This is a genomic window from Blautia faecis, from assembly GCF_027662325.1.
GTDB lineage: Bacteria > Bacillota > Clostridia > Lachnospirales > Lachnospiraceae > Blautia_A > Blautia_A faecis.
In genome coordinates this window covers 57431-64187 of the sequence record NZ_JAQDKY010000024.1, presented here as the reverse complement: position 1 = coordinate 64187, position 6757 = coordinate 57431, and the positions used below count along the sequence as shown (strand labels likewise).

The following is a 6757-nucleotide window of genomic DNA, read 5'->3' as shown; positions in this document are numbered from 1 at the left end:
CATTATTGAAGCTCTCACTATTTTGTTGGTTTAACTAATAAGAACCCATGCTAAATGGCACCTCCCAAGGTGTCTTTTATTATGGATTTTTATCCGGAAAGGAGGAAAAACCCGATGATATTCGAACAACCAGTCAATATATACTCGCAGGATTATGTACTGAAGCGTTTCCAGTCTAATGAAACAGCTGTCCAAGTAGTCAGAGGAAAGCTCTCTGCACTGATCAGCGAGTCAGAATTGATTGAGCTGCAGAACAGCAAGGCAACCATGTACAGTAAACTTGCATCAGCCGTACTGGATATAAACAGCCTTCAGCTGCAGTTTTCCGATATCAGCAGTAAATATGATACCGTAACCGGTCAGTATAGCTCCCTGGATGCAAAAGTAGCAGATTACAAAGCAGGCCTGGATGGATTTTCAGTAAACCTGACCAACCTTAGTGCCAGGATAAACAGTGACTATTCCACGACTACTGCCATGAATGCAGCCATTAAGGCAAGTGTGGATGGTCTATCCAGTACAATATCCAAGACTTACGCAACAGGAGCTGACGTTCAGGCAAAACTGCAGGCAGCAGATACCACAGCAAAAGGTTACGCGGATGCAGCACAAAACGAAGCGGTTAAGAGCGCCAATGCGAATACAGATGAGCTTTTGAAATCTTACGCAACCGTAACGGCAATGAATTCCGCTATTGATCAGAAAGCAGAGAGCATTACAGCTTCCGTATCCAGCACCTATGCAACCAAAGAAAGCCTGGATTCCACTGACAGTAAGGTGTCAGGCCTTGAAACATGGAGAAAATCAGCAGAAGTAAAGATCACAGAGTCCGCAATCGTCAGCACTGTAACCAGTTCCACATCATGGAGCGGTAAAGCCGATAAAGCAAGCCTGATCTCCCAGATCAACCAGTCTTCAGAAAGTATTTCCATCAGTGCCAGTAAGATCAATTTAAACGGTGTGGTGACGGCTAATAGCTATTTTTGCATATTAACTGATGGAAGTATAAAAAGCGTCAAAGGTACGCTGGGAGGATGGACGATATCATCCGATAAAATTCAGTCACGTTTTGCGGGGATAGATGCAATGACTATACACTCGGATGGATATTTAAAATTCGGAACATGTAAAATAAGTTCAACCGGAGGAGCACTTACAGTAAAAAACGGCTTACATATTTACACAGCTGTAAATACAGATAGCAGCGGTTTTGATGATGGCACGGAGAGATTCAAGATATTCGGATTAGGTCATGTATCGTCCGGAGGACACCTGGTATTTGACAGTGATGGGGCTACGGTTTCTTATTTATCCAGTTCATCCAGAAGATACAAGAATCATATCCGGGACATGACAGATAATGATATACAAAATCTGTATAAGCTTCCAACCGTATTCTTTGTTTATAAGCCTGGCTATCTGGAAAAAGACAGCGCTGTTCCCATTCCCGGGCTTTACGCAGAGGATGTGGAGCAGTACCTTCCATTAGCTGCCAGATACCAGAACGGACTGATTGAAGACTGGAATGAAAGAGCTGTGATCCCATATCTGATTAAGGCAATTCAAATGCAGCATGAAGAAATCGAAGCGCTTAAAAGAAAGGCAGGGTGATAATATGAACGAACCCAGGGCGAGACCGTGTAACCGGTCTTATTTTTATACTATAAAATAATATAATAAGAAGGAGAACACATAATTATGAAGGTGATTGATACGTATAATGCCATTGTTGGCGCAGTTGTTGCTGTATTAAGTTATATTTTTGGAGAACATTGGATCCTGTTTGCTCTTTTCCTGGCGTTCAATGTTGCGGACTGGATCACAGGTTGGATGAAAGCCAGACTGACACACAAAGAGAATTCCAAGGCAGGGTGGAAGGGCGTTCTGAAGAAACTGGCTTACTGGATTATGATCGCAGTAGCCTTTGGAGCTTCGGCAGTGTTCGTGGAGTTAGGCAAGACGCTTGGAATTGATCTTGGAATCACTACATTGCTGGGGTTCTTTGTCCTGGCATCCCTGTTAGTAAATGAGATCAGGTCTATTTGTGAGAATCTGGTGGAGATGGGAGTGGACGTCCCGAAGATCCTGATCAAGGGGTTGGAAGTGGCAGACAAAGCAATTAATAAAGATGGAGAAGATATTGACGAGGGCGAGTGATCGCCCTCCTTTTTGAAAGGAGAGTTTCAACATGAAATATTTTATCTGTGTAGGTCACGCGAACTATGGCGGTGGTATCATCTCATCTGCAGATGGCACCAGCAAGGGTGGTGTGAACGAATATAAATACAACAAAGAATTGGCACCTTATGTGTGCAAATGGCTTAAGGTAGCAGGTCATGAGGCAATCTTGTGTATTGCTCCGGAAGGTCAGCTACATTCCCTGAATGATGAAATCAAGTATTTCATTGAAGAAGAGCATAAACAGAACTATGATCTGTCTGTCCAGCTTCATCTGAATGCCTTTAATGGAGAGGCATATGGCTGTGAAGCGTACTGCTACAATGCAAATGGACTTCCGGAAGCCCAGCGGATCAGCGCGAAGCTTGGCACTGTCTGGCATGACAGAGGAGCTGAAGAACGTCCAGGTTTGTACTGGACCAGAAAGACCAAGGCAAAAGCTGTCCTGGTAGAATCTTTCTTCTGTGATAACAAAGACGATTATGCCAAAGCGAAAAAACTTGGCATGGATGCTCACGGAAAGCTGATCGCAGAGGGCATTCTGGGAAAAACGATCACAATTGCGCCGGCGCAACCAAAAGCAAAGTATTACATCCAGGCTGGAGCCTACGGAACAAAAGAAAATGCAGATGTAATGGTGAAAGTGCTTAAGAAAAAAGGATTTTCATCAAGTATCCGCAAAGTATCCGGCTCCGTCCCATACCGTGTCCAGGTCGGCACCTACAGAACAAAGAAGGCTGCCAATAAGGTGGTAAAGAAGCTGAAGGCAGCAGGCTTCACTGTACTGGTGAAGAGCCTGTGATGTCGAATGCTGTCGTACTATCTCGCACGATAAAACTCGACAGATGAGAAAGAATCTGGTACAGTAAAACTGAACATGAGATTTCCCTTAGACAAGAAAAGCCCTTACAATCCCGCGAGTTGCCCCTCAGGAGAGTAAAGGCTTTTCTTCTTATTAAATATTGCATCATCAACCGGTTTGAAAAATAACCCTAAAAAGGTGAATATTGTCCTAGTATAGGTTACTGCACTCCGGGCCACCATACTGGCTCATAATGAACTGAGCCAGCTTCGCATTTGGCGTTTTGATATTGATTGGATACTGTAATCTTTTTTCATAATTCCACATAAACTGTCACGCTCCTTCCTTTTCCCATGGAAATGGCTGCTGAGACCATTTCCATGCATTTTCACTGCTTACAGCTGCACTGTCGATGGTCAGAGGACCGTATTTCTCAGCATATTCGGCCATCAGCTGGTTGCGACGGTCAGAAATATCGGAAAAATAGCGCAATGCTTTTTGATCCTCAGGGTGAGTATCCAGATAAAGAAGCATGTCATTGACAGCGAAACTAACCTCATTGATCTGCTGTAAAAAAGAGCATCTTGGGGAAGGCTGCTTTCTCATCATCTTCGAATACCTCTCTTTCCACAGAATGGTTTACAAAGCTGTGGGAAAATAGTGCCCACAGACAAGGCATAGTCAAGATCATAGGCTGAAGTGAAATTCTGATATGGTACATAGGCCATTGCTGGTGTCAGGTGTTTCAGGTGCTCATACATATTATCTGTTTTTGATGAAACTGGTTTAGTGCAGGGGCAGTTTGGTGTTTGGGAAATTGGCGGATTGTATGAAGACTTCACAGGTATGAAATCACCGGAATTTTTATATGGTCTGGTACAGTCTGAGGACTCACAATTCATTTCGCTGCAAGAAGTCTCTCGCCGCATTTGCGACAGTGGAGCGGGAGAGAAATTCATCATCCCGCAGGTTCTATTATAAGGGCGGCAGCCCGAACGGTTCATCTGATAATTTTCCATAAACAGATCCTTTCCTTATTCCGTAAGGTCTTTCCCTTTATTCTATGTAAAAATATATAAATGTGTTTATATAAGAGAATGTAATAGTTACGTATACTGTTGGTGGTGCAGTGAAAAGAACGGATGGTATTTTTTATTATGGCTTTGGTTTTAAGAGATACACATGCACAAAATAAATCAGTGCGGGAATCAGAAATACAAGATTTACACCGCCTGCCAGGAATTCAGGAACGTTGCCTGCTCCTTGAAATGTAAATTCAAGGAAAAGGTACAGTGCTCCAGCTAAAGTACTTAACATCCAGTTCTCCCAGCCCAGCCAGCCAAGAAGCCCAGCCAGAATCAGGGAAAATTCCCGATAATACTGCAAATAAGTATCCGAAGAAAATGGAAAAACATTTCTTAGAAGATAACATCCAAATAGGATTCCAAGAATATTCATTGCTCTCATTATTTCAAAAATCAGACTTGTACTCTTTAACATAGAGCAGTTGTCCCATAGCTTTACATCTAATTTATTGGCTGCGCTGATAGCTGCCTTGGTGAAAGTGCCATTTGTCATAACGATGCAGCGGTCGCAGTCATAGTATTTGCCCCCGGCATAGACCTCTTGCACTGCTTTATTCCCAACTGGATAAGAATAATATTTGCATTGAACTGCATATTTTGAAAAATGTTTGTAGGCAATGATGTCAACACCCTGGTCACCACTTTTTTTGGTAACTTCTACATGGTGAAATCCCTTTCGGCGCAGCATCCGGGCGCATTTATATTCAAATTTGTGTCCATTCATCTGGTAAAATCCCTTATTTTGAGTTATTGTTTCGTTTTTTTATACAAAAACAGCAGAAATCGTTTCATGATTTTTTCAAAAGTCTTTCACACTTTTATCACATTTGTTTCGTATATTATTAACTGTAGAAAGCACCAAGTCTTTCTTAATTTAATATTTTTCTTTTTCATACGCGCCGGTGCGAAAGCACCGGCCTCCTTCCATTTCTGGGGAAAATATCCTGTTTATAAAGTTAATGGCGAAAGCCAAATTCGGGAAAATGAAATAAAAGTATATTTATAGAGATAAAGTCATTGTACTACATATGAAATAAAAAGTAAACACCTGTTCGAACAACACGTTGCTGTTCACTCCGTTCACAGTAACGCGCTTCGCGATGCACAGAAATCACGCATTCGCATGATTTCGCGCCGCACTTCCCGGGCTTTTTGTGAACAAAGTCCACAGTTAACTTCAAACACACTCTAAGATTTACTGTAAGAAAATGACTATTTCCAAAAACATACAGTAGTGCTATAATAGCAGTGTTTAGAATGTTAGGAGCAGACTCGCTTTTTGTCTGTGACCTGACATTTTCCTATTATTTATATATTTGGAGGATTTATGCAAATTATAATTGTCGGGTGTGGAAAAGTTGGACGTACACTTGCAGAACAGCTTCAGGAAGAGGATACTGATATAACTTTGATCGATATCAATCCGGACAGGATTAATGCGATTACAGATGAAGTAGATGCTATGGGCGTTGTTGGAAATGGAGCAAGTATCAATACTCTTATGGAAGCGGGAATTGAGACAGCAGACATTCTTATCGCAGTTACTGTATCAGATGAGATGAACCTTCTATGCTGTCTGATCGCCCAGAAGACTGGTCACTGCCACACAATTGCCCGTGTGCGTAATCCGATTTACAGTAAGGAGATCGGTTTTATCAAGGAGCGTCTGGGCGTAACCATGATTATCAACCCGGAACTGGCAGCAGCACAGGAGATTTCAAAACTTCTGCGTTTTCCATCCGCCATAAAGATTGATACTTTTGCCAGAGGCAAGGTAGAACTTCTGAAATTTAAAGTAATGCCTGAATTTGAACTGGATGGAAAGAGCATTCAGCAGATTACGGAGCACTTTCGCTGCGATATTCTTTTCTGCGCTATTGAGGGAAAAGATTATACTACCATTCCAGGCGGTACCAATGTGATCCGGAATGGAGATGTGATTTCTATTCTTGCTACCCCGCAGAATGCAGCAGCTTTCTTTAAAAAGATTGGCTTGAAGACCCATCAGGTAAAGAACACCGTGATCGTAGGCGGCGGAACTATTTCTTATTATCTTGCCCAGGCCCTGCTTGCCATGAAGATCAAAGTCAAGGTAATTGAGAAAGATAAGAACCGCTGTGAGTTCCTAAGCGAAGAACTTACAGATGCTACGATTATTAATGGTGACGGCACAGACCGTTCCCTTCTTCTGGAAGAGGGGTTGGAAAGTGCTGAGTCCTTTGTAACTTTGACCAATATGGACGAGGAGAATATTTTCCTTTCCCTTTTCGCAAAGACTATTTCGAATGCCAAGCTGGTTGCCAAGGTAAACAGACTTGCCTATGACGATATTATTGACAGTCTGGACATCGGAAGTGTTATTTACCCGAAATACATTACTGCAGATTATATTTTGCAGTATGTAAGAGCAACTCAGAATTCCATTGGAAGTAATGTGGAGACCTTGTATCACATTCTGGATGGAAAGGCAGAAGCTCTGGAATTTAAGATCTGTGATAATTCACCTATTGTAGGAAGGACATTGTCCGAACTGAATCTGAAGAAGAATCTTCTTGTTGGATGTCTTTACCGGGATGGCAGTGTCCGCATTCCTCGTGGACATGATGCCCTGGAGATTGGAGACAGAGTTGTAATTGTTACCACGAACAGAGGCCTTCGTGATATCAACGATATACTTGCAAAGTAAAGGAGT

The 6757-nt window shown here is 42.3% G+C and carries 7 protein-coding genes and 1 pseudogene; 4 read left to right on the top strand and 4 right to left on the bottom strand.

Annotated features, from left to right (window positions below; all coding sequences use genetic code 11):
- Positions 1-114 precede the first annotated feature (114 nt).
- From PGQ38_RS12000 to PGQ38_RS11990, 3 genes are all read left to right on the top strand, one after another.
- A complete protein-coding gene (locus tag PGQ38_RS12000) occupies positions 115-1611 on the top strand; it encodes a tail fiber domain-containing protein (RefSeq protein WP_270431881.1) in 1497 nt (498 codons plus the stop codon).
- Positions 1612-1698: 87 nt separating this feature from the next.
- Positions 1699-2157, top strand: coding sequence for a phage holin family protein (locus tag PGQ38_RS11995; RefSeq protein ID WP_195699441.1), 459 nt, complete (start codon positions 1699-1701; stop codon positions 2155-2157).
- Positions 2158-2188: 31 nt separating this feature from the next.
- Positions 2189-2980: an N-acetylmuramoyl-L-alanine amidase gene (locus PGQ38_RS11990; RefSeq protein WP_270431878.1), complete on the top strand. Its 792-nt coding sequence runs from the start codon at positions 2189-2191 to the stop codon at positions 2978-2980.
- 228 nt (positions 2981-3208) lie between these two features.
- Here PGQ38_RS11990 and PGQ38_RS20040 read toward each other — a convergent pair.
- From PGQ38_RS20040 to PGQ38_RS11970, 4 genes and pseudogenes are all read right to left on the bottom strand, one after another.
- Positions 3209-3307 (bottom strand): annotated as a pseudogene (locus tag PGQ38_RS20040) (manganese catalase family protein); the annotation flags it as partial.
- 6 nt (positions 3308-3313) lie between these two features.
- Entirely contained in the window at positions 3314-3589 is a 276-nt protein-coding gene (locus PGQ38_RS11980) for a spore coat protein CotJB (protein WP_118581087.1), read from the bottom strand.
- Positions 3586-3708, bottom strand: coding sequence for a spore coat associated protein CotJA (locus PGQ38_RS11975; RefSeq protein WP_226815951.1), 123 nt, complete (start codon positions 3706-3708; stop codon positions 3586-3588). Before PGQ38_RS11975 ends, PGQ38_RS11980 begins: the two co-directional genes overlap by 4 nt.
- Before the next feature lie 427 nt (positions 3709-4135).
- Positions 4136-4789 carry a restriction endonuclease gene (locus PGQ38_RS11970; protein ID WP_118581084.1) on the bottom strand — a complete coding sequence of 218 codons (654 nt, stop codon included), beginning with the start codon at positions 4787-4789 and terminating at the stop codon, positions 4136-4138.
- A 603-nt stretch (positions 4790-5392) separates the two neighbouring features.
- On the opposite strand from PGQ38_RS11970, the gene trkA reads away from it, so the two are divergent.
- The gene (gene trkA / locus PGQ38_RS11965; protein WP_195991427.1) at positions 5393-6751 is read left to right on the top strand and encodes a Trk system potassium transporter TrkA; all 1359 of its coding nucleotides are present in this window, start codon (positions 5393-5395) and stop codon (positions 6749-6751) included.
- Positions 6752-6757 lie beyond the last annotated feature (6 nt).